Annotated in this window: 26 protein-coding genes and 2 pseudogenes; 1 reads left to right on the top strand and 27 read right to left on the bottom strand. The window is 66.4% G+C overall.

What is annotated here, in order from left to right; all coding sequences use genetic code 11:
• Positions 1-35: 35 nt before the first annotated feature.
• The 25 genes and pseudogenes from K5H97_RS17745 to merT form a co-directional block, all read right to left on the bottom strand.
• Positions 36-785 carry a TIGR03747 family integrating conjugative element membrane protein gene (locus tag K5H97_RS17745; protein WP_003153644.1) on the bottom strand — a complete coding sequence of 250 codons (750 nt, stop codon included), beginning with the start codon at positions 783-785 and terminating at the stop codon, positions 36-38.
• Entirely contained in the window at positions 782-2,971 is a 2,190-nt protein-coding gene (gene traD / locus K5H97_RS17740; RefSeq protein WP_004350569.1) for a type IV conjugative transfer system coupling protein TraD, read from the bottom strand. The genes K5H97_RS17745 and traD overlap by 4 nt, the downstream gene beginning before the upstream one ends.
• Positions 2,972-2,975: 4 nt before the next feature.
• Complete coding sequence (locus K5H97_RS17735; protein WP_003109779.1) at positions 2,976-3,524, bottom strand: integrating conjugative element protein; 549 nt, start codon at positions 3,522-3,524, stop codon at positions 2,976-2,978.
• Positions 3,521-4,111 (bottom strand): transglycosylase SLT domain-containing protein, encoded by a 591-nt coding sequence (locus K5H97_RS17730; protein ID WP_003109780.1) that lies wholly within the window; start codon positions 4,109-4,111, stop codon positions 3,521-3,523. Before K5H97_RS17730 ends, K5H97_RS17735 begins: the two co-directional genes overlap by 4 nt.
• Positions 4,093-4,830, bottom strand: a complete 738-nt coding sequence (locus tag K5H97_RS17725; protein ID WP_003098886.1) for a TIGR03759 family integrating conjugative element protein — start codon at positions 4,828-4,830, stop codon at positions 4,093-4,095. Before K5H97_RS17725 ends, K5H97_RS17730 begins: the two co-directional genes overlap by 19 nt.
• A 12-nt stretch (positions 4,831-4,842) precedes the next feature.
• Entirely contained in the window at positions 4,843-5,487 is a 645-nt protein-coding gene (locus K5H97_RS17720; protein ID WP_003098888.1) for a hypothetical protein, read from the bottom strand.
• On the bottom strand, positions 5,484-6,083 hold the full coding sequence (gene pilL2, locus K5H97_RS17715; RefSeq protein ID WP_003098890.1) for a PFGI-1 class ICE element type IV pilus protein PilL2: 600 nt from the start codon (positions 6,081-6,083) through the stop codon (positions 5,484-5,486). The genes K5H97_RS17720 and pilL2 overlap by 4 nt, the downstream gene beginning before the upstream one ends.
• 138 nt (positions 6,084-6,221) lie before the next feature.
• Positions 6,222-8,501, bottom strand: coding sequence for a helicase-related protein (locus tag K5H97_RS17710; protein WP_004350563.1), 2,280 nt, complete (start codon positions 8,499-8,501; stop codon positions 6,222-6,224).
• Between the two features lie 136 nt (positions 8,502-8,637).
• The gene (locus K5H97_RS17705) at positions 8,638-8,943 is read right to left on the bottom strand and encodes a hypothetical protein (RefSeq protein WP_003116817.1); all 306 of its coding nucleotides are present in this window, start codon (positions 8,941-8,943) and stop codon (positions 8,638-8,640) included.
• Between the two features lie 89 nt (positions 8,944-9,032).
• Complete coding sequence (locus K5H97_RS17700; RefSeq protein ID WP_003116818.1) at positions 9,033-9,353, bottom strand: hypothetical protein; 321 nt, start codon at positions 9,351-9,353, stop codon at positions 9,033-9,035.
• 50 nt (positions 9,354-9,403) lie between these two features.
• Complete coding sequence (locus tag K5H97_RS17695; RefSeq protein ID WP_003116819.1) at positions 9,404-10,513, bottom strand: DUF6094 domain-containing protein; 1,110 nt, start codon at positions 10,511-10,513, stop codon at positions 9,404-9,406.
• 64 nt (positions 10,514-10,577) lie between these two features.
• Positions 10,578-11,225 (bottom strand): hypothetical protein, encoded by a 648-nt coding sequence (locus K5H97_RS17690; RefSeq protein ID WP_003116820.1) that lies wholly within the window; start codon positions 11,223-11,225, stop codon positions 10,578-10,580.
• A gap of 76 nt (positions 11,226-11,301) precedes the next feature.
• A complete protein-coding gene (locus K5H97_RS17685; protein ID WP_003090124.1) occupies positions 11,302-11,562 on the bottom strand; it encodes a hypothetical protein in 261 nt (86 codons plus the stop codon).
• A gap of 16 nt (positions 11,563-11,578) precedes the next feature.
• A complete protein-coding gene (locus tag K5H97_RS17680) occupies positions 11,579-11,986 on the bottom strand; it encodes a hypothetical protein (RefSeq protein WP_003116821.1) in 408 nt (135 codons plus the stop codon).
• Positions 11,987-12,090: 104 nt separating this feature from the next.
• Positions 12,091-12,432 (bottom strand): hypothetical protein, encoded by a 342-nt coding sequence (locus tag K5H97_RS17675; RefSeq protein WP_003116822.1) that lies wholly within the window; start codon positions 12,430-12,432, stop codon positions 12,091-12,093.
• A 94-nt stretch (positions 12,433-12,526) separates the two neighbouring features.
• Complete coding sequence (locus tag K5H97_RS17670; protein WP_003116823.1) at positions 12,527-13,216, bottom strand: DUF3275 family protein; 690 nt, start codon at positions 13,214-13,216, stop codon at positions 12,527-12,529.
• A gap of 94 nt (positions 13,217-13,310) precedes the next feature.
• On the bottom strand, positions 13,311-14,138 hold the full coding sequence (locus tag K5H97_RS17665; RefSeq protein ID WP_003116824.1) for a DUF932 domain-containing protein: 828 nt from the start codon (positions 14,136-14,138) through the stop codon (positions 13,311-13,313).
• A gap of 145 nt (positions 14,139-14,283) precedes the next feature.
• Positions 14,284-15,189 (bottom strand): DUF3577 domain-containing protein, encoded by a 906-nt coding sequence (locus tag K5H97_RS17660; RefSeq protein ID WP_003116825.1) that lies wholly within the window; start codon positions 15,187-15,189, stop codon positions 14,284-14,286.
• A gap of 310 nt (positions 15,190-15,499) precedes the next feature.
• Positions 15,500-15,950: pseudogene (locus K5H97_RS30050) on the bottom strand (XF1762 family protein).
• A gap of 141 nt (positions 15,951-16,091) precedes the next feature.
• On the bottom strand, positions 16,092-16,376 hold the full coding sequence (locus tag K5H97_RS17645; RefSeq protein WP_031629745.1) for a DUF3085 domain-containing protein: 285 nt from the start codon (positions 16,374-16,376) through the stop codon (positions 16,092-16,094).
• 45 nt (positions 16,377-16,421) lie between these two features.
• A pseudogene (locus K5H97_RS30185) lies at positions 16,422-16,940 on the bottom strand (Tn3 family transposase); the annotation flags it as partial.
• The gene (locus K5H97_RS30180; RefSeq protein WP_003098931.1) at positions 16,904-17,419 is read right to left on the bottom strand and encodes a Tn3 family transposase; all 516 of its coding nucleotides are present in this window, start codon (positions 17,417-17,419) and stop codon (positions 16,904-16,906) included. The gene K5H97_RS30180 and the pseudogene K5H97_RS30185, both read right to left, overlap by 37 nt.
• Before the next feature lie 18 nt (positions 17,420-17,437).
• Entirely contained in the window at positions 17,438-19,126 is a 1,689-nt protein-coding gene (merA, locus tag K5H97_RS17635; protein WP_003098932.1) for a mercury(II) reductase, read from the bottom strand.
• Between the two features lie 10 nt (positions 19,127-19,136).
• Positions 19,137-19,424 (bottom strand): mercury resistance system periplasmic binding protein MerP, encoded by a 288-nt coding sequence (gene merP / locus K5H97_RS17630; RefSeq protein ID WP_003116826.1) that lies wholly within the window; start codon positions 19,422-19,424, stop codon positions 19,137-19,139.
• A 12-nt stretch (positions 19,425-19,436) separates the two neighbouring features.
• A complete protein-coding gene (gene merT, locus K5H97_RS17625) occupies positions 19,437-19,787 on the bottom strand; it encodes a mercuric ion transporter MerT (protein ID WP_003116827.1) in 351 nt (116 codons plus the stop codon).
• Positions 19,788-19,858: 71 nt separating this feature from the next.
• On the opposite strand from merT, the gene merR reads away from it, so the two are divergent.
• Positions 19,859-20,266 carry an Hg(II)-responsive transcriptional regulator gene (gene merR, locus K5H97_RS17620; protein WP_003098939.1) on the top strand — a complete coding sequence of 136 codons (408 nt, stop codon included), beginning with the start codon at positions 19,859-19,861 and terminating at the stop codon, positions 20,264-20,266.
• Positions 20,267-20,527: 261 nt separating this feature from the next.
• Here the strand turns inward: merR and K5H97_RS17610 are convergent, their stop codons facing one another.
• Complete coding sequence (locus tag K5H97_RS17610; protein WP_003098941.1) at positions 20,528-21,352, bottom strand: hypothetical protein; 825 nt, start codon at positions 21,350-21,352, stop codon at positions 20,528-20,530.
• 288 nt (positions 21,353-21,640) lie between these two features.
• Positions 21,641-21,919, bottom strand: a complete 279-nt coding sequence (locus K5H97_RS17605) for a hypothetical protein (protein ID WP_003116828.1) — start codon at positions 21,917-21,919, stop codon at positions 21,641-21,643.
• Positions 21,920-21,963 lie beyond the last annotated feature (44 nt).

The following is a 21,963-nucleotide window of genomic DNA, read 5'->3' as shown; positions in this document are numbered from 1 at the left end:
ACACGGCTTTGCAGAGCAGTGCCGCCCGTGTCACCTCATAAGTACTTCTTGAAGCTGCCTGCGGTCAGGCTGACTGCCATCCCCAGCAACGCCGCGCTGGGCAGCAGGATGACCAGAGGATGCACCGCTATGGGCAGTGCGAGATAGGTGACCCAAGGCAGCACGGCCAACGGCATCAGGCTGGCCTTCGCGCGGTGGTAGATGAAGCCGGATTCGCGGCCCGCGCCGAACCGGCGCACATCCCGTCGCACCAGGCCGTCGATCAGGCCGACGAATGCTGCAGTGAGGATCAGCGGCAGCGTGAGTACCAGGACCAGCAGGCGCACCAGGAAGGTGAGCGTCGTGAAGGCCGCAGCGATCAGGTAGCTTTCGGCCCAGACATAGACTTGGCTGATGTAGTAGCGGAAGTTGCGGCTCTGCCCGTGGCTGGCCGCGCGGGCGCGCTCGGCGGTCTGGCTCATGCGCTCCAGCAACCCCGAGCGCACGAACACCCACTCGTACCCGGTATCCACCAGCTCGTGCGCCGTGCGCCCGGGCTCCTGCACCACCACGCTGCGCGTGAAGTGGTTGGACAGGTGCCCGAGTTCGTACTGCAGCATCTGCTGGGAGTGGCGCCAGCCCTGGTCCTTCCAGAACAGGTGCATGCCGACGCACTCCACCACGATCGAGAACAGCAGCGAGCCGATGAGCACCCCGAGCAGCCGGAACGGCAAGGTGATGGTGCCGACGATCAGCCCCTGGCGCTGGTTCTGCTCCCGCTGCGCGGTCGAGGCGGCATCCTTCATGGTGCGGCCTCGCCGGTGCTGTCGTCGGCGCCGGTGGCCACCGCGTCAGGCTCGGCTGGAGCGGCGTCATCCAGCAGGTCGTCGGGCAAGGCTGCATGCGGCAAGGCTGCGGAACTGGTGAACTCCCACCACTGCGTGGCCTCGCTGTAGCTCTGGCGCATATACCCGGCCAGTTGCTGCAAGTCCGTCGGCATCACTTCATCGGGGTCTGGCGCCGGAAGCGGCATGCGCACCTTCCAAAGCTGGCCGCCCTGCAGCAGCGCGAAGCATTGGCCCTTGGGCAGACCGACGACGTGTGACGGCTCGATCATCGGCACGCTGGCCATGCTGATGCGGTCCTGGGTGTTCGACGTGAAGTCCGTCGCGCCGCGGATGTCTGAGCTGTCCGTCGCGCCCGAGACGATGGTGGTCGTATAGACCTCGACCTTCGGCAACTGCCTCGTCAGCAGTTCCGCGGTGGCCGTCTCGCGCACGCGCAACATGAATAAATTGTTGAAATTCCCGATCACTTGGCCGGCCTTCGCGCGGTTGCCGATGCGGGCCTCGATGTCCGAAAGCGTTTGCGTGTAGGCGGTGACTTGCAGGCCCGCGCCACCGCCCTTGTTGATGAGCGGAATGAACTCGTCACCCATCAATTCATTGAACTCGTCCGCATGCACGTTGATCGGCACGCGCGCACCAGCCGATGCGCCCGGCAGGCCATCGTCGATTCCGTGCTTGTAGATGTGCCCAGCCACCGAGACGAGATCGCTGAACATCGAGTTGCCGACCGCTGCGGCGACCTCCGCATCGGACAGCGCGTCCAAGCCGACATAGACGACGGCGCGCTTCCTGATCACCTGCATCCAGTCGAAGATCGGGCGCGGGTCGGCCAGGTCGGAGTAGTTCGGCGCCAGGAGCTGGGCGATCTTGCCGCTCGTGAGCTTTTCCAGCAGCGGCAGCAGCGATGCAACGATCTTGTCGAAGTAGGTCTTGTCGTAGCGCACCGCCGAGCGCAGGCCATCGAGCACAGGGTCGTAGTTGCGCGCCTGGGAGAGGTATTGCTCCAGCGCCACCACACGCTTCTCGCGCCCGATCATGTTCCTTGGGATGTTCTTCTCGTTGAGCTTGGCCTCGATCTGGACGATCACCTCCCAGGCCTTGGGCTCCGTCTTGGCAAAGTAGTGCTGGGCGTACTCAATGAACAGCGCGTCGATGTTGATGACGTGGCGCTGGATCAGCATGTAGTCCGGGCGCTGCCCCAGTTCCACCAGGGCGCGGGCGATGATGTTCACGAAGCGCCATGCGAACTCGCGGAACGCCGCGCTGTTGCCTTCGCCGGAGAGCTGCCCCGCGATGCGTGTCGCCACTTCCGAGATCCGACCGAAGCGGCCCACGGCGTTGTAGCGGGCGCTGATTTCCGGCCAGCCCAAGTGGAAGATGTAGAACTCGCCTTCGCGGCCAGCGCGCTGGGCTTCGACGTACATCCGTTTCAAGAGATCGGCATCCCCCTTGGGGTCGATGACGATGACGACCTCATGCTCGCCGGCAGCATTCCTGCGACGGATGTCCTGCGTGACGAACAACTCGGCCAGGCGCGTCTTGCCCACCCGCGTGGTGCCCAGCACCAGCGAGTGCCCGACGCGCTCGCCCAGCGGCAGGCTGACGTCCACTTCGTCGGGCTCGATGCCGTGCAGCCTTGGCAGGCCGCCGACAGGCGGCAACGGGCGCACGGGGTTGAAAGGCGCGTCCCAGCCGGTGAGCTTCGGCAGGCGCGAGAGCGGCAATGGCGCGAACTCCAGCCGTTCCTCCAGGCGCCTGGTCAGCCGGTAGGCCGGCGTCGGCTCGACGTAGCGGCGGAACTCGGGCCGGTACGTCTGCATCAGCCGATGCGTGTGCTTCTGCTCCCAGAGAAAGCCGCGCCCCACGAATAGGCGCTGCTGGCTGACCGGCACGTCCTTGCTGGTCATCACGTAACGCGGCAGACGGCGGATGTTGCGCCGGTAGCGCAGGATGATGCGGGCATCGCGGTAGCGGATCGCGCCGTAGGCGCCGAACGCCAAGGCGCTGCCGATGCCCATGGCCGGGCTCAGCGCGAGCGACCATGGGGCCACCAGGCACAGAAACGCGGCGCCTGCACACGCCGCGACGGTGTATAGCTCCACCGCTGGGCGTAGCAGAACCTCGACCGGCTGTTTGCCCGACATGGCTTCATTGCTCGATGCCGGTGGCCGTGATCAGCGCCGGGTAGTGCCGCAGGCCCAGGCGATCGGCCAGGTCGTCGCCGGCCACGGGCGCGAGCGGCACGCCCGGCACCAGGGCGCGCAGCCGCGCCAGGCCCTGCGCGGTCTCGACGTTGACGACCAGGCCGACCGCGCCACGTTCGCGCAAAGCGGCGGCGCGGCGCTGCAACCAGGCCCGGGAAGCCTCGTCGTCGCCGATGACCACGAACGGCCGCAGGCCGGGCGCTTCGATCACCCGTCGCGCGACGGTGCCGGGCGTGAGCTTGGCGCTGCGCACCGGCAGCATCGCGGCTTCGTCCGCCCGTGTGGCAGGAACCTGGGGCGTCGGGATGGACGGCCGCGCCGGTGCGTTGGCGCGCGGCTGGAGATTCAGGGCTTCGTAGTACGGCAATGCCGACGTGCCGCCACGGTCCTCGACAACGATCAGTGGCTCGCCGGCACGCGAGGCCAGCGGCAGGCCTGACAGCAGCATGAGTAGGCCCGTGAACGCGAGATGGGCGGGATGGGGTTTCGTCATGGGGAGGTCTCCTGGCGCGCCGCGAGGACCGCGGCGGCTGGTCGCGTGCCCTGCACGCGGGCAAGGTGGCGCGACACGCTGCGCCGATAGCGGGCGGCGGGCTCGCCGCCTGCGGGGCGGTGGTAGCGGCCGATCGCCAGCAGCCAGTCCTCGCCGGGGGTGTGCTGCTCCTTCAGGATCTCGGCGGCAACGGCCAGGTTGCGATACGGATCCAGCAGGTCGCACGCGCCGGTAAAGCGGTGCTTGTGGTAGCCGAGGTTGATCTGGCCCAGGCCCGCATCAATGCGCGTGTGCGGCGTGGCGCGCATCGCCTGCTGCAGGCCAGCGCAGGCGTCGGCGCGCGTGGCGAAGCGGCGCGACTGGCCGGCGACGTTGAGGGACCACGGCCACGGCACCAGGCGCCCGTTGCGCCGGATGCCGCTCTCCTGCAAGGCCACGGCGTAGAGCACGGTCGAGGGGATGCCTGCGCGCTGGGCGGCAAGCTGGTAAGCCGGTGGCGGAACCTCCTGGGCCAGGGCGGCAACGGCATACAGGCCGGCAGTGAGCACCAGTGCGCGCAGGGGCATGGCTACGGCTGGCGCTGCCATTGGCCGTTCACTTCGCGCACGGCGGCGGGCAGATCGCCGGGCAGGCCCAGTGACAGCCAGCGGCCGCCGTCGTGGTTGAGCGTGATGCTGCCGGCGCGCACGCGCGCCGGGTCGATCTGCGCGCGCTTGGCCCAGTCGCGGATGCGCGCGTCATCCTGGCGGCTGCCCACCATGTACAGGTCGAACTCCGCGCCCGAGGATTGCAGGCGCTGCACGAGCTGTCCGCAGGCTGCGCAGCCGTCCTTGACGAACACCGCCATGCGGCCGCTGCCGCGCAAGGGACTGCTGGATGGGCCGGCGCCCGGCTTGTCGTCGGGCAGGTTCACGCGCTGCATCCCCGGATTCAGGCGCTGCCAGGCCTCGTCGTAGGCGCGCTGGTAGGCGAGCAGCTTCTCGACGCGGCGCGCTTCCACCTGCACCTGCAGTTCCGCATAGCGGCGCCGTTCTTCGTCCGTGCGAGCTTCGATGCCCAGGGCGGACAGCGGGTCCAGGTTGGGCGAGTAGATACCCAGCGGCCCATCCATCAGCTCGCGGTAGCGTGCCCATTCTTGTGGCTGCAAGCCCCATTCGGTTGCCACCCGGTCGTCCAGCACGCGGGCGGCCAGCGGGCGCTCCTGGCTCTGTGCGTTGCGCGCCGAGGTCGTTGCGGGCTGCTGCGCCCAGGCGGGCCATTGCGACGACGCCACCAGGACCGCGAAAAGGAGGATCGACGGCTTCATGGGGTGCTCCGGTCAGGGAATCGCCACGCGGCGGGTCTGGTTGCCGGCCTGGAACACTGCGGTGTTGCCCTCGATCGCCTGCAGGCGCCACGGGCCGACCGCATCCCCGGGCAGCAGCACCTGAAGTTGGGCGGGCGTGAAGTCCCCGATGCTCGGCGCGACGGACACGCTGCGCTGGCCGGCGCGCAGTTCGGCGCCGACGACGCGGAATGGCAGCGGCGGCAGCTCGGTCTTGGAGGCGGCGGACGTGCGCGATGCGCGCCGCTGGGCGGGTGCGGTGGCACGCGCGGCGGCTTGGCGCGCCTTGATCTGCTCGACCTCCGCGCGCAGCGCCTGGAGGTCGTCGGCCGCTGCGTAGCCACTGAGAGATTTCTCGACCTGGGCCGCGCGTGCTTCCAGAATCTGGCGGGTGTCTTTGAGGTCAGCGTCCGTCGCGACGGCCGGGCGCTGCTGGATGGCCTCGATCGTCTCGGCCAAGCCAGTTGCCTGCGCTTCCAGGCGTTGCAGGCGGGAATCCAGCCGCTCCTGGTCGGCCTGGTCGCTGAGGGCCTGGTAGCCCAGGGCCGCCAAGACGCTGAGGAAGATCAACCAGAGCCACATCAGGCTCTGCACCACCACGGCGGCGGTCGATCGCTGGGCAGGTTGCGGGGCGTTCATGGCTGGCCTCCCGAAACCATGGGTGCCAGCGGGAACGTCTGCACCGCCTCGGTGGCGGGTGGCTCGGATGGGGACTCGGCGACCGCGCGATCGCCGGGCCGCTCGAAGCAGATTTGCCGTGCGCGGTCATCCGCGTGCAGTTCCCAGGCCGGGCCAGCCAGCGTGAGCAGCGCATCGCGCAAGGTCATGGGGCCGAGGTGCAGGTGTACCGCCGGCAACGGCAGCGCGTACAGCTCGATCACGGCATGCGCGGTCTGGCACAGGCCATAGCCGCTGCGTTTGAGCACGTGCCGAAGCCCATCCCCGACCGTGGCGCGGGCATCCTCGGGCATGGACACGTCGATGGTCTGCAACAACAGGTCGCGCTGCGCCGCCATGGGTGCCAGTTCGACCAGTGTGTAGCGGGCGTAGCGCACGACCGGGATGTACTCGGAAGCCTCGGGTTCAGGCGCGGCCAAGACTTCCGCGATGGTGTCGGGCGCGACCGGCGCAGTCGTCGTCGCGCAGCCACCGGCCAGCACCGACCACAGCAGGCCGAGAAATCCCGCCAGAAGGCGGCGTTCGGGATAGTGAAACCACGGTGGAGAGGGGCACATAGCTCGGCGTCCTGAAACATCCAGCCCTCACCATCGCCGCTCAGGCCGCGAGCGGCAGCAAACAATGCGAACCAGGCAGCGTCCGATTTACCGGGAGCGGCAAAAAAAACGGCCCCGAAGGGCCGTAAGTGGAACGTGTCATGCGGCGACAAGCTGCCGGGCCAGTGCGACCTCGACGGAATCACCGTCCTGGTTCAGGACATCGAGCCCGGATTCGGGCACGTCGCCCGAGGTGGACTGCGAGACCATGATCTTCTTGGCCATCAGCTCCAGGCAGGTCATCTGCGAGGAACCGGCGTAGCCGAGGTAGATCACACGCACGGGCTGCTTCTGCCCGATGCGCCAGGAGCGGCGTGCCGCCTGCTGGAGCGAGTACACGTTGTAGCCCGACTGCATGAACACGATCGTCGGGAACTCCAACAGGTCCAGCCCCGTCTTGACCAACTCGGGGTTGGTGATGAGCACGTCGATGCCACGGTCCAGTTGCTCGGCGATCCAGTCTTCGCGGCGGCTGGCATCCACGCTCGCGCGCAGCACCGCCACCTTGAAGCCTTCCTGCTCCAGCAACACCTTCAGGCGCGACGTGGTGTCGCGCGTGCCGGTATAGACCGTGTAGGCCAGGACCTTGCGGCCCTGCGCCTTCTCCTCTTTGCAGATGTCGATCAGCTCACGCTCCTTGGGGCTGATCTCGAACTCGTTGAACTGAGCCGGGACAAACGCCAAGGTGTTGCGCGTGCGCGGATGCACCACGGTCTCCGACCGGAAGCAGCAATCCGGCCAGGCCAGCAGCACGTTGAGGACCACACCCAGCAAGGTCGTATCGCGTCGCGCCAGAGCCTGTTTCAGCTCCGCGGTCAGCCGACCCGCCAGATCGCGGTAGGCCGCGGCTTGCGCCGTGTCCATCGCGACTTCACGGAACTCCTCGTCATACGGCGGCAGGACGTTGCCACCGATGTCCTTGAGCTTGAGAAAGATCGTGAACGGCAGGATGCAGCGCAGCACGCCCTTGGGGCCAAACCCCGGGGCCTTGACCGTGCGCACCGATACCTTGGTGCCCTTGGCCGTCTTGTGCGCCGTGCCGGTGCTCTCGGAGTAGATGTCCTTCAACACCCCGTGATCGCGCATGAACGCCATCGCAGCCGAGGTCATGCTGCCGCTCGTGGTCGGGCGGTAGCCGTCTTCGATCATCCGCCCCGGAAGGGCTCGGAACAGCAGGTGGAACAGGTCGTCCCCGTAGCCGCCCATCAACGTGCCGGTCAGCAGCAAGGTCTTGCGAGCCTTCGCCGCCAGCACGCCCATGGCCTGGCCCTGGGCACTGCCCCCGTTCTTGTACTCATGTGCCTCATCGGCGATGAGCAGGTCGAACGTGCCTTGCGGCAGGTAGCGTTTGATGAACTCGGACGGCTGATAGCCGCCCTCGCCAAAGCCGAACTCCATGTTGGCCATCGCACGTTCCATGCGCGTGGCCTGACGGTCGGAAAACACCAGCTCGCCGTTGCCATCCATGAGGTTGATGAACTCATGGATGTTGTCGCCGAGCATCGACGCCAGGAACCCGTCACCGAACTTTTGCATCAGCTTCTGCGCGGTGACCTCTCCGATGGTCGGTATGCGCTTTAAGGCTTTGAGCACGGCCGAGGACTGGTCGCTGCCGGACAGACTGCGCGGGCGGATCAGTGTCCACAGGGGCGCGGCGCAGTGGCCGCACTTCCTGCGGCACTCCTCGGCTTGGAGCGCGATCGGGTTGACCGGCTCGCCGTCGAGGTCGGTGATGACCGTGCCGCAGTCCGGGCAGGCCGCCACGTCGCCGTGGCGGGTGCGCCGCGTGGTGAAGACAGGCTTCCAGTGAAAGCCCATCCGCATCCTGACGCGCCCCAGGACGAAGAACTCCTGGCCCGTGGGCTGCACGCCCAACTGCTCGCGCAGCTTGATGAGCTTGACGAGCGTATCCGGCCCGTTGAGTACCCACACCTTGGCACCGGCCACCGTCTCCTGGATCTCGCGCCGCCACTTGTAAACCAGGTGGGGCGGCGACAGCACCAGAGTGCGGCGATAGCCTTCGGCGTTGAGCACGGCGGCCGTGGCAATGCCGACGGTCGTCTTGCCGCAGCCCATCTCGCCATTGACGATCGCAGCACGTTCGCCACGGTCGATCAGCAGCTCGGCGGCGGCGTGGACGACTTCGGCCTGGGCTGGGAACAGCTTGCGCTTGAGGCTGGCGACCACCAGTTGCCGGTGCGCCTGCGGTTGGCCGGTATAGACCGGCGGATTAGCGCTGTTGAGGGCGTCGAGTAGTTCGTCGCCGAACTCGCCGACAAAATCCTGAAGGCTCAGGGTCAGAGGGGAAGATTCCGCGTCGAGCAGTTCGCCCTGTACGGGCGCGGATTCAGCGGCAGTGGTTTCGAGATCGAGGGACATGGTGATGCTCCAAAGAAAAATGGGGCATGCACCACCCCCAGCGGGGCAATGGCATGCCCCGTGGTGGGAAGAGAATCGACGCGTGGCTGAGGGTGGTTGAAGGTGCTGGCCTGGGCGGCCCGCAGGTGAACCGTGCTCAGTCTTCGGACGGAAGCACGATGACGGTTGCGCAGCGCTGCGAATCGGTGACGATGCGAATGGCGAGCCCCGGATGGATCACGTAGTGCGATTCCAGCGACGCGCCCGATTGAAGCGCGCTGCTGTTCGTCTGCCATTGCTGGATGTTGACGTCGCCCCAGTCGCCACGGGTGTGGCGCCTGAAGTACGGGATCGGGTCCAGGCGACCCGCGCGGACCAGGCGGTCTACACCTCTGCTGAAGATGAGCGCCCCGATGGGGAACGCCAGCCGCTGGCAGTAGGTTTCGATGCGATGCGATGCCATGGGCTCCTCCTTGATGAGTCATTGAGCCACGACACCCCTGCCGGAGTGAAGTGGCTCCGTCAGGTGGATGAGGATGACGATGTGGGGCCTCAGATCAGGTCCCGCTCTTCGGGAAGCTGGACCACCGTGGTCTGGTGGTCCTCGCTGGTCTTGACGATCAGCGCCAGGTCCGGCGTGATCCTGAACTGCGAGATCATTAGGTTGTCCTGTTGGATCGCCACGTCGTTGGCTTGGCGTGTGGCCTCATCGATCTCGCCCCAGTCCCCGCGCACATGGCGCTGGACATAGGCCAAGGGGTCGATCAGGCCTCGCCGGGCCAGCCAATGCACCTTCTCGCTCAACTTCAACGTACTCGGTGCGAACAACGGTTGCTTGTGCGGCGCAGGCCGCTTGAACGGATTGGGGATCATGGTGTTTCTCCTTCGAGTTGGTACAGCAGGACGGCAGCGCGTCCGGTGGATCAGCGAATGGTCAACACCTCGCCCCGTGTCGCGGAGCCAGGTGTCATGTCCCACGCGCGGATGACGGGAACGAACTTGTCGGTGAGGATGCGGGTCTCGGCGATGGAGCCGTCTTCGCGTTCGGTGAACTCCCGCTGGAGCGTCTTGTCCTTGTGGGTGTCACCTTTGACGACGAGCACGCGCCCGGTCTTGGAGCGCACAACCCCCGAGATCGCACCCGCGGCCAGAGCCAGGGCGAGATGCCAGCGGGACAAGGCCCGCGCCGGTGGACGCAGCGATTGCTGCGCAGCCCCCAGGTGCGTGTCCTGCGATGGCCACAAGCCTTGCAGCCTGCCAACCTCATCGGCGAACTGCTCGGGCTCCATCGTCACGCGGAAGAAATGCTCTGGCTCGGCCGGGCTGGCGGGGACGATGTACGGCAGGAACGGCCACTCGCTCGGCAGTTCCTCGGCTTCGACTTCGCCTTGCCCTACCTGCAACAGCAGATTGCGCACGGCCTTGACGCCATCGGGCACCTGCTCGCGCTGGCGCACCCGGCGTCCGAAGATCACCACCTGCTTGAACTGCGTCTCCACCGCTCGGTAGATGCGCAGGTCCGTGTAGTGGCGCGTCAGCCAGCCGACCAACTCCGCGTCGAGCACGTAGCCGGGGACGATGAAAACCAGCACGCCGCCGTATTGCAGCAGCGAGAGCGTGCGCTGGTAGAACAGCTTTTCAAGGCGGGCACGGCCCTGGCCCTGATAGCCGATGTTGCCGTTGACGTCCTTGGACAGGTCCCCATACGGCGGGTTGAGCCAGAGCAGCCCGAAGGACTGCTTGGAGACCATCGTGTCCATCAGGTCCGCGTGCAGGCAGTGATCGACCAGGCCGCGGGCATGGCGCGCCCGCTCCGCGTCGAACTCGACGGCGAACGCCTTTGCCTGCTCGCGCCCGAGGGCATGGGCGGCTTCGGCGATCGCCACGCCTTCGCCGGCGCAGGGATCGAGGATGCACATCGGCCCGTCGCTGGGCATCAGTGCGTTGAGCGCTCTTTCGAGCGTGGGTTCGTCGGTCGGGAAATATCCGTTCTTGACGAAATTGCGGGCGAGCCGCGGGAACATGAGGGCCATGGAAGTCTCCTGGTTGGCGGGGATGAAACACGGAAGTACGCCAAGGCGTGCCTCCGAGGGTGGGTCAAGCCGCTACCGCTTCCGGCGTCCAAATCTTGGCCGGATACGGATAGGCGGTGAGCGCGTCGCTGCGGATCAGGGAGCCGAGCGCCAGGGTCAGCGCCGGCACGTCGATGGCGAGCCGATGGCCTTCCAGCGGCCCGAGGGCGAACGGAAGGCGGGCCAGCATCTCGCGGGTTTGCAGCAGTTCCAGCACGGTCTCGCGCCAGTGATCGAGCAGCGGCAACGGGCAGGTGTCCCGCACCAGCATCCACAGGCGGTCAAGCCTGTGGGCGCTGTCGCGTGGCAGCAGTGCCAATGCGCTGGCGTTGGCCTTGTCGGGCTTGACGCAGCGCCGGTCGAACAGCCACACGTTGGACAGCGAGCCGAACAGCGTCCGCCGGTACGCGCGCGTGATGCGCTTTTCCAGGCGATCGACGTTGCCGATGAATACCGGGACGCTGCCGCCCTGGTCGGTGATGACGTGGAACTGGTCCAGTCCCTGCTCGTCGCGCCCGAGGGTCAGGCGAGCGAGGAACTGCTGGACGGCGGTGTCCCGCGCCCAGATGGACAGGAAGATCAGGTTGCCCTGGTCATCGCCGACGCAGGCGTCGGCCATCACGTCCGGGCATTCGTCGATGCGGTACAGCGTGGAAGAAGTGTTTGCGGGCATGGTGGTGTCCTCGGATGAACGGGAACAGCACCGCCCGCTGGGGCAAGTACTGCCCCAGGGGGTGGAAGAAAACCGCTCAGTCCGGCTCGAACTGCCGGGTGTGCGGGTTGAAGTGAAGCGGCTCGTCCGCCGAAGTGATCGGCGTGAAGCCTTCCAGGTAGATGTTGTTGAGGTACTGGTCGCGGTAGGTCAGTGCCTGCCGTGCCTGGTCCTCGGTGAGGCCGTTGTCGATGAAGTACGCCAGCATTTCCTCGTCGGAGGACACTTCGTCGTTGGACAAACTCCCTTCAACGAGTGCCAGCAACGAGGGCGGAAGCGTTGCCAGGATCGGGTCCATGTCGGTTCCTCCTGGCTCAGGCCATCGACGCCGCGGCGGATGCCGCGGATGCCGTGGGTGTGCGCCGCCGGGCGTGGTAGGCGCGAACGCCTGCACGCCAGTCGGCGGACTGCTCCGGTGCGAGGTCCAGATAGGACAGCGGGCACGTGTAGTAGTACGGGTGCATGGACTCGTCCAAGGACTTGTAGCCCCACTGGCCGCCGCTTCGTTCAAGCAGATCGCAGCGGATGTAGCGCAGGGACTGGCCCGGTGCGAGATCACGATGCACGCCTTCGACCTTGGCGGTCACTTCGGCGACGGACCACAGCACGTTGCCGCGCAGGGTGTGAGCGATGACCTTGACGCTGGCGCGCTCGGTCTCTTGCGGTGCGATCAGTTCCGCGATCAGTTCGGACCGCGATTGGTTTGAGAAATACCAGCCCATGAGAGGCCTCCTCGAAAAGTTGAGCTGAAGGCCTCCCCGTGGGGAAGAACCCCCAGCGGGTGATGGAATGCCGCATCTGCGGCGAAGGAACCTATGCGTCGCCCTCAATCCCAGTCGTCATCGTCTCGATCACAACCGGCCGGGCAGTAGCCGAACTCGATCCCGTGCGAGCAATAGCCATGCTCCGCATTCCAGTCCTGGGTTTCCTGCCGTTCGGCAGGTGTTGCGTAGTCCCATTCCTGGGCCGCGATTTCGAGAGCCTGAGCACGTTGCTCATCCGGCAAACGATTGGCCTGTGCGTCGATCGCCGAACTGAAGAGCGTCACGTAGTGGTCGTAGGACAAGCCGCAACCGCGCTGGGCGTGTGCGGCGGCCGCTTTGCAAAGGTCCCGCCACGCGGGTTCATCCAGCGTTGAACGCGGGGTATCGCAAGCGATGGTGGACATGATGGAGACCTCCAGAAAATGGCCAGGGCCTCCCCCGCATGGGAAAGGAACCCCGGCGGGTGGATGAAGAACACCGCGCATGCGGCGTCTGCGATCACGCAGGTTTTGGTTCGGCCTGGCGGCTCCACTCCTGCGTCTTGAAGTCCAGCGCGTAGCCCAGCTCGCCCAGGCGGGCGATCTGCGCGCGCAGGGTGCGGCGGTCGATGGTCGAATCCAGTTTCACGGACTCGCCCAGCGGCCACAGCAGGCCGAAGAGCGCGGCGTCACCGTCTTCGGTGCTGCCGGGGGCAGCGGCCGTAGCAGGCGGTGGCGCATCCACGCCGAAGGGCGTGGTATCGACCAGCGGGTCCGCGGACGCCTGCACGGGTGCGGGCTTGGCGGGCCTGGACGCTTTGGTGGGCTTGGCCGGCGTTGCCGCAGGCTGCGCCCCTTGCTCTTCATCGAGCGGATCGACGTCCTGGGTGGCGAAGCTGCGGGCTTCGTCGCGGCTGAGTTTGTCGATGCCGTTGAGCGTCATGCCGTCGAGGCTGGCACGGATCTCGAACCGCATGCCGCCGCCGACCGGATAGGACTTCGGGAAGATGTACCTGATGATGAATTCCCCGTCGTACTTGCCTTCGGGGTACTGCTCCAGCTCCGGGTCTTTGACCTCGAAAGTACCGAGGTGCGTCGCGAGGCGGCCAACCGTGAACGGGCCGTTCTTGCCGCGGATGGTACGCAGCGTGAGCTGGCCGGGGACGACGATGGGCGCAACAGATTTCTCGGAAGCCGATGGGGTTGCCATGATGGTTCTCCTGATGATGAATGACGGGCCGCCGACGGCACCCGGTGGATGAGAGGAAATGGCCTCGCCCGAGGTGGGCGAGGTCCGCGTGGCATCACGCCTTGAGCTGGCGCATGCCTTCGGCCAGCAGCCACAACGCCCGGTTCAGGCGCAGGTTCTGGTCGATGCCTTGCACCGGACGGGTGCGCTGATTGCGGCCGTTGGCCGTGCGTCCGTTCAGGCCCCCTTTGACTAGGTTCTCCTGGACGCGGTTGAAGACGGCCCACAGGTCGTTCTTGCGGTCGTCCCATCGCCGAGGGGCCAGCAGTTGGCTCTCGGTGACAGGCGTGGACTTGGCCGGATCGTCGTACTTGAGTGCGAGCGCAGAGTTCGCAAAGACCTCCGCTTCGCCCTCATCGAGGGTGATGGTGCGCATCGCATCGCGCGCGTTATGCACGCGCTCGAAACCTTCGAGGACTCCGTAGGCACCTTCGATCACCTGGCTGGCCACGTCGCCCTTGTGGGGAACGCGGATGTCTGCGGTGGTGTCACCGCAAACCAGGCCGTTGTGGCAGACGAACCGGAACATGCCGGCGAGCATCTGATAGCTGCTCGTGCCGTCATGGCTGTTGAGCAGGATGATCTCGTTCGCCTCGTCGCCGTTGATCTGGCTTGCATGGCGAAGTCGGATGAGGTGCTTCGTGTACTCGCGCCGGTCTTCGTTGCGCACGCGCGTCTGACACACCATGAAGGGCTCGAAGCCCTCCTGGCGCAGCTTGGTCAGCACGGTCGAGGTCGGTATGTAGGCATACCGATCGGACCGGCTCCCATGTGGAGCGTCGGCGAAGATCGACGGAACGACGGCACGAATGCGGTCGTCCGAGAGTGGGCGATCAGAGCGCAGGATCGGGGATTGCGGAGCAAAGCGGGATACCAGAGACATGGCTGATCTCCTTTGAGAAATTCGACAACCGCGTGGCCGTGAGACCACGCGGAACTCGGGGGATGAAATGCGCAAGCACGCGTCCTGGGGACGCGGCGTACGTGGGGAGGAAAAGCGACAAGGCCCCGTGAGAGGCCGTGCCGGATCAGAACGAAGCAGCCAATGCCGGCTCCTGCTCCTGGACTTGCGCCTCGGGCTCGCGCTCGGCGGGCTCGGTGGCCGTGTCGATGGCATCGTCGGCTTCGGACGCGGATGCGTCTTCGGCCGGCGGCGCCTCGGCTTGCGCCTGGCTCGTCGGATAGACCTGGGTGCCGTCGATCTTGATGAGACCGATGTGGACCAGCGTCGATTCCAGGCTGGCGGCCGGTTCCCCGGCGTGCTCACCCTTGGTGCGGATGTACGGATCGATCTTCATGTCGTTCAGACGGAAGGCGATCAGCACCTTGCGGTCACCCTCGACGGCCTGAACGCACCGGCGAACCAGGTGCTCGGCTTCCGGGGTGGCGACGATGGTGTCGAAGTACCGATACTCCGGTTCATCGACAGGCCCGGCCAGTGCCGCGACGGTGCAAGAGAGGAACGAGTCGCCAGCTTTTGGGGTGACGTCCTTCACACGATTGAGATAGCCGATGCCGCGGGTGATCAACTCGTGCTGCTCGATCGAAGCCAGTTCGGCCCGGTCGATCAGTTCGGCCTTGAGCAGTCGCGCCTTGAGGGACGCGGCGGCCTGACCCTTCTGCTCACCCTTGTCGCGGATGTACACATCGCCCCACAGGTCACCGAGGCGAAAGCGCACCAGCGGGCGCTGCTTGGGATCGTCAACGCCGATGTAGCGCTGAACGAGCTTCTTGGCCTCGGCACCCGAGACCTTGACGTCGAAGTAGCGGTAGCTGGGGTCCCGGGCGGGGCCGACCAGCGCGGCGATGGTGCATGCCAGGAAAGGCTGCGCACGGCGGCCGCCCCGGACGGGCACTTCACGGACACGCTGGATGTAGCCGATGCCCGAGGTGTGGAGGTCGAAATACGATTTCTCGTTGGACGTGGTGTTCATGGTGAATCTCCATTGGGATGAAGCGGAGACACACCGGCCCACGCATGCGGGGAAGGTGCGTGACCCCGCGGTGGGTTGATAAGGCGAAAGCATCCGCCACCAGAGGCTGGTGGCCGCTCGCGGAAGGATGCGGTGCGAGCTGGCTCGGTCACGCAGTGGGAACTGCGCCGCAACCTCGAAGACCGATGGTTGCCTGGCATGTCGCTGACGACGTCAGCAGGCATGGGGCCAGCATGGCGGGGCCTCGCGCGCGCGGCAGCAATCAATCGGCACCCGGGCGCTTCCCTTTGTCCGCGCCACCCGGCGCCTGTCACAGGCACTTGGCGCCGCGCAGGTGCTCGGGGGTATCGGCGCGCGGACGGCCGGGACGGCTCCAGGCGCCGCCACCGCGCGCGCCGATCAGCCGCCAGCCGGCGGCGCGCAGGCTGGCGCCACCTTCGTCGGGCATGGTGTAGGTGAGCAGGCGTATGTAGCCCAGCGCCCTTGCCGCCTGCCAGGCCGCGCCGTAGAGCTTGCTGCAGGCGCTGGGTGTGCCGTCGGTGCACAGCCGCGTGACTTCCAGCGTCCAGGTGCCGCGCGACCGGGCGGCCGACAATGGCCACGCCGTGGATCAGGTCGCTGTCGCTCAGCGTGACGGCCAGGGCGAACTTCGCGCCCTGGACCGGGCGGTGGTGGCGATGGTGCGACAGAACGAATGCATTGGCCGTGCGCAGCGACACCGGTAGGAGGTGCAGCCTCGGCGAGGTCGATGGCGTGTTCATGCGGTTGTCTCCGGTGGCATGCCGGCGTTGTGGCCGGCGGGGCGTGCCTCGGCGGCTGGAGACAAACGCGCACGCGCGGCGATGGCGGCGGTGCGAACAAAAGAAGGCCCCCGATGCGGGGGCTGCGAGGCGGTTGCCGCGTCAGGCGGGAGGCACCACTGCTAAGGACAGGTGCGTGGCGGTGGCGGAAAGCACGAGATCGTCCGCCGAGTGCTGGAGGCGCGTGAACAGGCCGTCCTTCGGGTCGAAATACTCCGCGAAGTCATCGCCGCCCAGCTCGCGGCCGGCGAGGTGCCACCAGTCATCGAACGGGTCGGTGTCCGGGTTGCATCCGACGGCGTAGGCGAGCAGTGCCTGGCGCCCATCCGGGCGACGCTCCCCACGCTCGGCGAGGAAGTACACGCCCTGATCCTTGACCAGGACAATGCGGCACTGATTGGGGACGTCTCAGAAAACGGAAAAAATCGTACGCTAAGCCGGTTGCAGCGGTCGTAGCGGCCTGAACTTGCCCGCGCCGATCTTGGCGCTGCTGCGCCAGAGGTAATCGCCGGTCAGGTTGATGTGCTCCCAGCCCAGCGGCGACAGGTACTGCAACAGGGCGTCATCGACAGTCTGGCCGTGACCGCGTAAGGCGTTTGAGGCCCGTTCCAGATAGACCGTGTTCCACAACACTATGGCCGCCGTCACCAGGTTGAGGCCGCTGGCCCGGTAGCGCTGCTGCTCGAAACTGCGGTCGCGGATTTCGCCCAGCCGGTTGAAGAACACGGCGCGGGCTAGCGCGTTGCGGGCTTCGCCCTTGTTCAGTCCGGCATGCACGCGGCGGCGCAGCTCGACGCTTTGCAGCCAGTCCAGGATGAACAGCGTTCGCTCGATGCGGCCCAGCTCGCGCAGCGCCACGGCCAGGCCGTTCTGGCGCGGGTAGCTGCCGAGTTTCCTGAGCATCAGCGAGGCCGTCACCGTGCCCTGCTTGATCGAGGTGGCCAGCCGCACCTTGGCGTTGATCGCCTTGCCGGACGCCTGGAACTGCTGCTGATGCTTGTGCTTGGCAGCGTTGAACAGCTTGCCCAGGATGCGGTCGTGCAGGTCGATGATTTCGTCGGTGACGGTGGCCATGCCCTCGATGGCGAGCGCACCAGGGTCGCGTAGCGGCGCTGTGCCTCGAACTTGGCCAGATCGGCGGGCGTCATCTGGCCGCCTTCGCGGGCGATCTTGAGCAGGCGGTTCTGGTGCACCGACCGCTCGATGCCGGAAGGCAGGTCGAGCGCCTGCCAGGCTTTGAGGCGCTCGATGTGTTCGAGTATGTGGCGCGAGTTCGGCTTGACGGGCGACTGGCGCAGCCAGGCCAGCCAGGTCGTCTTGCCGTTGTCGTGGCGCTTGAGCAGATCGTCGAGGCGGTGCCGGTGGGTGGCCGACAGGGGATCGGACAAGGCCGCGTAGATGCGGCGGTTGGCGCGGCTGTAGGCGTTCATCGAACACCTCCCTTTTCCTCATCCGGCGCAACAGGACAGTTGCTTCACGTCCTTGTTGAAGGTCTGCGCCGCGAGCTTCAGTCCCTCGACCATGGTCAGGTAGGGGAACAACTGGTCGGCCAGCTCCTGCACGGTCATCCGGTGGCGGATCGCCAGCGCGGCCGTCTGGATCAGTTCGCCCGCTTCCGGCGCGACCGCCTGTACGCCGATCAGCCGCCCTGAGCCAGCTTCCGCCACCAGCTTGATGAAGCCGCGCGTGTCGAAGTTGGCGAGCGCCCTCGGCACGTTGTCGAGCGTCAGCAGCCGGCTGTCGGTCTCGATGCCGTCGTGGTGCGCTTCCGCCTCGCTGTAGCCCACGGTCGCCACCTGCGGATCGGTGAACACCACCGCCGGCATCGCCGTCAGGTCCAGCGCCGCGTCGCCGCCGGTCATGTTGATCGCGGCGCGCGTGCCGGCCGCCGCCGCCACATAGACGAACTGCGGCTGGTCGGTGCAGTCGCCGGCAGCAAAGATGTGCGGTGCGCTCGTGCGCATGGCGCGGTCGATGACGATGGCTCCCTGCGCATTGACTTCGACGCCTGCCGCTTCAAGGTTCAGGCTGCGCGTGTTCGGCGCGCGACCGGTGGCGACCAGCAGCTTGTCGGCGCGCACTTCCCCCTGCCCGGTGGTGAGCACGAATTCCCCGCCCGCATAGGCAACGTGGCTCGCCTGGGTGTGGTCCAGCACCTCGATGCCCTCGGCGCGGAAGGCGTCTGTTACGGCTTCCCCGATGGCCGGGTCTTCTCGGAAGAACAGCGTGCTGCGCGCCAGGATCGTGACCTGGCTGCCCAGCCGGGCGAAGGCTTGCGCCAACTCGACCGCCACCACGGAGGAACCAATCACGGCCAGCCGCTCGGGGAGCGAGCTGCTTTCCAGCGCCTCGGTGGAGGTCCAGTGGGGTGTGTCCGCAAGGCCCGGGATTGGCGGAAGCGCCGGGCTCGCGCCGGTGGCAATCAGGCAGCGGTCGAAGTTCACCTCGTGCGTGCCGCCGTCAGCGGTCGCCACGGTCAGCGTGCGCGTGTCCCTGAACCGGGCCTCGCCGCGCAGCACGGTGATGGCCGGAGTGCTTGCCAGGATGCCTTCGTACTTGGCATGGCGCAGCTCCTCGACGCGGCCTTGTTGCTGGGCCAGCAGCCGCTCGCGCAGTACAGCGGGCGCTGCGGCCGGCAGGCCAGCATCGAACGGGCTTTCGCGGCGCAGGTGGACGATGTGCGCGGCGCGGATCATGATCTTGGACGGCACGCAGCCGACATTGACGCAGGTGCCGCCGATGGTGCCGCGCTCGATCAGCGTGACGCGGGCGCCTTGCTCCACGGCCTTCAAGGCAGCCGCCATCGCCGCGCCGCCGCTGCCTATCACAGCCACGTGCAGCGCTTGTTCACCGCCAACATGCTTCGTTTCGCCACCGAGCCAGCCCAGCGCCTTGTCTAGCAGGCCGGCAGGCTTGTTCGGCGTGTCGGTAAGCCGTGCGCGATAGCCGAGCGTGGCCACTGCGGCAACCAGCGGGGCCACGCTCACGCCTGCATCCGCCTCGATTTCGGCCTGCCGCTGCGGATAGGACACCGAGGCCGCGCGCACGCCGGGCACGTTCGTCAAAGCCTGCTGGACGTGCTCGGCGCACGACGTGCAGGTCATGCCTTCGATGTGGAGGGTGATCGCCTCGGCCATGATTACGCCCTCACTGCTTGACGCTGGACGGGTAACCCGCGTTTGCGGTGGCCTTGGTCAAGGCGTCGGCATTGGTCTTGGCCTCGTCGAAGGTGACGACGGCCTCCCGCTTCTCGAAGCTGACTTCGGCCTTCTCGACGCCGGCGACCTTGGACAGAGCCGTCTTGACCGTGATCGGGCACGCGGCGCAGGTCATGCCGGGCACCGACAGGGTGACGGTCTTGGTGGCAGCCCAGGCGGGCGCGCTTAGAGCGGCGGCCAGGGCGATGAGGGTGGTGAGGGTGGTGAGTTTCTTCATGGTGATCTCCTTTCAGTAGAACAGCGGCAGGACGTAGGGAAACGCGAGGGCAACCAGAACCAGGGCGGCCACGATCCAGAAGATCACCTTGTAGGCAGTCCGCACTTGGGGCACGGCGCAAACGTCGCCGGGCTTGCAGGCATGGGCTGGTCGGAAGATGCTGCGCCAGGCGAAGAACAGCGCGATGAGCGCTGCGCCGATGAAGATCGGCCGATACGGCTCCAGCACGGTCAGGTTGCCGATCCACGCGCCAGAGAAGCCGAGCGCGACCAGGACAAGGGGGCCGAGGCAGCAGGCCGAGGCGAGGACGGCCGCGACGCCGCCGGTCGCCAGTGCGCCGCAGCCGTTCTTGGGTTCCGACATAAGGTTCTCCTTCCGGGACTTCGCTTGATGCTGTAACGTTACTTCCGTAGTCAACTACGGAGTCAAGCGCCATGGAGAACGCTCAAGAGAATCTGACCATCGGGGCCTTCGCCAAGGCAGCCCGGGTCAACGTGGAGACGATCCGCTTCTATCAGCTCAAGGGCTTGCTACCCCAGCCGGAGCGGCCCTACGGTCGCATCCGCCGCTACGGGCAGGCGGACGTGGCGCGGGTGAAGTTCGTGAAGTCAGCCCAGCGCCTGGGATTCAGCCTGGATGAAGTCGGCCAGCTCCTGAAACTGGAGGACGGCACCCATTGCAGCGAGGCGGCCGAACTGGCTGCTCACCGGCTGGCCGATGTGCGCGCACGCATGGCGGACCTCACGCGGATGGAAGAGGCCCTGTCGACGCTAGTGAGAGAGTGCAACGCGCACCATGGCAATGTTTCCTGCCCGTTGATCGCAGCTTTGCATTGCTGCTAAAGGGCCCACTTCGGCTCTTAGCGTACGATTTTTTTCCGTTTTCTGAGACGACCCCTGATTGGCGATGGCTTCGGTCAGCACGGGGCGCAGGTCAGCGCCTTTGAATCGCAGTGACATGGATGAAATCTCCTGTGTGGAAGAATGAGAAAGGCCTCCATCCGATGGGATGAAGGGCCTGTAGTGCACGCGGCCGGAACGGCTGGAACGCCGTGGCGGATGCCTCGGGTCAGCCGCAGGACCGCCCGGTTTCGCTGCGGGGCGTCATGCCGGGACGGCCTGGCGCTTGCGGGCCGCTTTCGCGTCGAGGATGCTCACGTCGATCTGGCGCCAGCGCCCGTCGTCGATGAGCCTCTCCAGCACTTCGCCGAGCATGTCGAAATACACCTCGTCGTGCCGATCGACCAGTTCGACCGATTCACCGTTCTGACGGTGCAGTTCCACCACGTAGGTGTCTCCGCCGCGGTCGTAGAGGATCGTCACCCGGCCCTCGAACTTCGCGGTCGAGACCGTGAAGCTGATCGCCGGCGGGGTCTCGATGATCTTGGAGGGCGTGGGATCGACCCAGGTGAAGTCGCGGGCACCGGCATCCACCAGCATGTGGGTGATGCGCCGGAAGCGATCGGGGGCCGGCATCTCCTCCAACTGCTCGATGAGCTGGCCCAACTCCATGCACTGCGGCGTGGGAATGGGCAGCTTGGCCGGCGCCGAGCCGAGGATGTGCCTCGTGATGGTGTACGGCGTGCCGTCCGAAGTCTCCTCGGTGATGACCTCCGGCGTGTCCGCGCGCAGTCCGTCGAAGCGACGACGGGCATAGGGTTGGACATGCACCTTGGCGCCTTCGGCAGGAACCGTGGTCACCAGGCTGGGATCGAGCACCGCGAACTCGGAAGGCTTGAGCTTGACGACGATGGCATCGTCGGTCGCGGCGACCACCTTGCCGTCGAAGGGTTGGGGGTCGATGGCGAAGCCCAGCGTTGAGGACAGCGGCTGATCATCGAACACGCGGTACTTGAACGACCGCACGTTGCGGGGCACATGGCCTGCGACCAGCGAAGGCATCATGGATTTGATGAGGGAACGATCCATGGGGAAACTCCTTGAGGAAAAACAAGGGATTCCCCGCCCGCAAGGGAGAGGTCCCTTGTGGGTGGCGTGGATGGACGCGGTAGGTCCGTAGGAAGAAACGACCAGCACGGTTTCCCGCGCTTGCAGCCTCGAAGGTCTCGACTGCCTGGGCATGTGCCGGCAACGCCGACGAACATGGGGCAAGCATGGCCCTGGGGCGGTCTGCCTGCCCGCAGGAAACGGCACCGCACCACAACCGTTTTCCTGTGCTGCGGGCAAGAAAAAGCCCCTCGAAAGGGGCTGGAGGAATCAGGCTTGGTACACGAAGTAGTGCTCGCGCTGACGCGGAAAGAACACGTGTTTCCACGTGTCGCCGCTTGTGTTGCCACCGTCGAAGACGACCATTTCGTAGTCGTCCACGTCGGTGTCCACCAGGTCGGCGCTGGCGATATGGCGCATGTGCAGCGTGCCGCTCATGCGCTCGAATACCAGGATCTGGCCGATGGCATCTTCCTGGCTCATGGCGTTGACGCAGGCTCCGAGTTGGTGCTCGAAGTCGGATGCGGGTGTGATGAGGTCGGGGAACATGGGATCGCTCCTGTGAAAGTGCGCCGGCCCGGCTCTCTGGCGGG

Source organism: Pseudomonas mosselii, from assembly GCF_019823065.1.
In the GTDB taxonomy this organism is placed as follows: domain Bacteria; phylum Pseudomonadota; class Gammaproteobacteria; order Pseudomonadales; family Pseudomonadaceae; genus Aquipseudomonas; species Aquipseudomonas mosselii.
Note: the sequence above shows the minus strand (reverse complement) of the source record. Positions and strands in the feature narration are given on the sequence as shown.

Excerpts from the sequence above, each read along its gene's own strand:
- K5H97_RS17680 (WP_003116821.1), bottom strand. The coding sequence starts at position 11,986 with ATGGGCTGGTATTTCTCAAACCAATCGCGGTCCGAACTGATCGCGGAA.
- K5H97_RS17730 (WP_003109780.1), bottom strand. The coding sequence starts at position 4,111 with ATGGCAGCGCCAGCCGTAGCCATGCCCCTGCGCGCACTGGTGCTCACT.
- pilL2 (WP_003098890.1), bottom strand. The coding sequence starts at position 6,083 with ATGTGCCCCTCTCCACCGTGGTTTCACTATCCCGAACGCCGCCTTCTG.
- merP (WP_003116826.1), bottom strand. The coding sequence starts at position 19,424 with ATGAAGAAACTCACCACCCTCACCACCCTCATCGCCCTGGCCGCCGCT.
- K5H97_RS17685 (WP_003090124.1), bottom strand. The coding sequence starts at position 11,562 with ATGGACCCGATCCTGGCAACGCTTCCGCCCTCGTTGCTGGCACTCGTT.
- K5H97_RS17725 (WP_003098886.1), bottom strand. The coding sequence starts at position 4,830 with ATGAAGCCGTCGATCCTCCTTTTCGCGGTCCTGGTGGCGTCGTCGCAA.
- K5H97_RS17660 (WP_003116825.1), bottom strand. The coding sequence starts at position 15,189 with ATGAACACCACGTCCAACGAGAAATCGTATTTCGACCTCCACACCTCG.
- K5H97_RS17690 (WP_003116820.1), bottom strand. The coding sequence starts at position 11,225 with ATGCCCGCAAACACTTCTTCCACGCTGTACCGCATCGACGAATGCCCG.
- K5H97_RS17665 (WP_003116824.1), bottom strand. The coding sequence starts at position 14,138 with ATGTCTCTGGTATCCCGCTTTGCTCCGCAATCCCCGATCCTGCGCTCT.
- K5H97_RS17710 (WP_004350563.1), bottom strand. The coding sequence starts at position 8,501 with ATGTCCCTCGATCTCGAAACCACTGCCGCTGAATCCGCGCCCGTACAG.
- K5H97_RS17705 (WP_003116817.1), bottom strand. The coding sequence starts at position 8,943 with ATGGCATCGCATCGCATCGAAACCTACTGCCAGCGGCTGGCGTTCCCC.
- merR (WP_003098939.1), top strand. The coding sequence starts at position 19,859 with ATGGAGAACGCTCAAGAGAATCTGACCATCGGGGCCTTCGCCAAGGCA.
- K5H97_RS17605 (WP_003116828.1), bottom strand. The coding sequence starts at position 21,919 with ATGTTCCCCGACCTCATCACACCCGCATCCGACTTCGAGCACCAACTC.
- K5H97_RS17695 (WP_003116819.1), bottom strand. The coding sequence starts at position 10,513 with ATGGCCCTCATGTTCCCGCGGCTCGCCCGCAATTTCGTCAAGAACGGA.
- K5H97_RS17700 (WP_003116818.1), bottom strand. The coding sequence starts at position 9,353 with ATGATCCCCAATCCGTTCAAGCGGCCTGCGCCGCACAAGCAACCGTTG.
- K5H97_RS30180 (WP_003098931.1), bottom strand. The coding sequence starts at position 17,419 with ATGAACGCCTACAGCCGCGCCAACCGCCGCATCTACGCGGCCTTGTCC.
- K5H97_RS17720 (WP_003098888.1), bottom strand. The coding sequence starts at position 5,487 with ATGAACGCCCCGCAACCTGCCCAGCGATCGACCGCCGCCGTGGTGGTG.
- K5H97_RS17675 (WP_003116822.1), bottom strand. The coding sequence starts at position 12,432 with ATGTCCACCATCGCTTGCGATACCCCGCGTTCAACGCTGGATGAACCC.
- merA (WP_003098932.1), bottom strand. The coding sequence starts at position 19,126 with ATGGCCGAGGCGATCACCCTCCACATCGAAGGCATGACCTGCACGTCG.
- merT (WP_003116827.1), bottom strand. The coding sequence starts at position 19,787 with ATGTCGGAACCCAAGAACGGCTGCGGCGCACTGGCGACCGGCGGCGTC.
- K5H97_RS17745 (WP_003153644.1), bottom strand. The coding sequence starts at position 785 with ATGAAGGATGCCGCCTCGACCGCGCAGCGGGAGCAGAACCAGCGCCAG.
- traD (WP_004350569.1), bottom strand. The coding sequence starts at position 2,971 with ATGTCGGGCAAACAGCCGGTCGAGGTTCTGCTACGCCCAGCGGTGGAG.
- K5H97_RS17735 (WP_003109779.1), bottom strand. The coding sequence starts at position 3,524 with ATGACGAAACCCCATCCCGCCCATCTCGCGTTCACGGGCCTACTCATG.
- K5H97_RS17610 (WP_003098941.1), bottom strand. The coding sequence starts at position 21,352 with ATGGATCGTTCCCTCATCAAATCCATGATGCCTTCGCTGGTCGCAGGC.
- K5H97_RS17670 (WP_003116823.1), bottom strand. The coding sequence starts at position 13,216 with ATGGCAACCCCATCGGCTTCCGAGAAATCTGTTGCGCCCATCGTCGTC.